This window comes from Actinomadura sediminis, from assembly GCF_042675525.1.
GTDB classification, from domain to species: domain Bacteria; phylum Actinomycetota; class Actinomycetes; order Streptosporangiales; family Streptosporangiaceae; genus Spirillospora; species Spirillospora sediminis.
This window is the reverse complement of sequence record NZ_JBHTJA010000251.1, coordinates 1-1,175: the sequence shown is the minus strand read 5'-3', so window position 1 is coordinate 1,175 and position 1,175 is coordinate 1. Positions and strand designations below refer to the sequence as shown.

General features: G+C 78.1%; 2 pseudogenes. One reads left to right on the top strand and one right to left on the bottom strand.

Annotation, left to right across the window (positions count from 1 at the left end):
- A pseudogene (locus tag ACFQ11_RS37730) lies at window positions 1-295 on the bottom strand (hypothetical protein); the annotation flags it as partial.
- 296 nt (window positions 296-591) lie between these two features.
- On the opposite strand from ACFQ11_RS37730, the pseudogene ACFQ11_RS37725 reads away from it, so the two are divergent.
- Window positions 592-1,175 (top strand): annotated as a pseudogene (locus ACFQ11_RS37725) (hypothetical protein); the annotation flags it as partial.

Sequence of the window (1,175 nt, the reverse complement as noted above, 5' to 3'; positions counted from 1 at the left end):
CGTCGGCGCCCGCCGCCGGGTCCGGCTCCTGAGCGGTGCCGGGGACGGTCCGGGGGACCGGGCGCAGCGCCGCCCAGTCGCCGGTGCACGGCGCCGCCACCGGGTCCGGCCCGTCCGCGCGCGGCGCCACCGCGCGCACCGGGCCGTCCGCGGTGACCACATCGCACAGTCCGCGATGCACCGCGACCACCCGCGCGGGCGTCAGGCCCGCGGAGAGGTGAACGGAGAAATCGTCCTCGAGGGTCTCGTCCCAGCCGTAGGCGGCAAGGAACGACCCACCGGAGAAGTGAGACAACGGTTCGGAACCCTTCGGATGAAAGGGCACCCGGGCGGGCGCGCCGACGGCGCGCGAGAACGTGGAGTCAGCCCGAGGCCCGGAAGATGAGGTCGGCCAGAGCGCTGCGCGCAGCAGCGACCGCGATGACGGCCATGCACCCCACCTCCCTTCGGTTCCGGCCGACGACTCTATCCGCCCGGACGCCTCGCCCGCCACCCTTCCGGCCACCGTCCCGGCGAGTGCAGGGAACTTCGGGGGCCGCGCGGCGGTTATGGTGATTTGAGGAGACGTGACCGTGATAAAGGGGCGTGGTCGTGGACGAGAACGTGCAACGGGCCGGCGTGCCGGCGCCGTCCCCCCGGCCCGAACCGGCCCCTGAACCGGTCCCCGGGCGGACGCCCGAACGCTCGTCCCGCGACGCCGCACCCGGGAACCCGGAGCCCGCCGAAGGCGGCGACGGCACCCTCGCCCGGCTGGACCGGGCGGCGGCCGCACGGCTCGAGGACCTGTGGGACGAGCTGGCCCCCGCTGCCGCCGGCGCCGCACGGCTCGCCGTCACCGCGAGCGACCCCGTCCGCCGCGCCGCCCGCGACGCCGCCGGGCTCGCCGCGTCCCGCATCGTCGACCAGCTCGCCGGGACGCCCGCCATGGACGCCGCCGAACGCGCCGCCCGCGCCGTCGCCGTGAAGATCGCGACGTCGGCCGCCGAGCGGGCCGTCACCGAGGCCCGCACCGCCGCCGCCGCGCACCCCGCCACCGCGACCGCGTTCGAGGCCGCCACCGGCGCGATGACCGTCGCCGAGCAGGCGGCCGCCGAGCTCGCCGACCTCGCGATGGCGCTGGCCGCGCGCCCCTTCGCCGCCCGCAGCCCGCTGGCCCGCGCCGCCGCCGCCGCCGC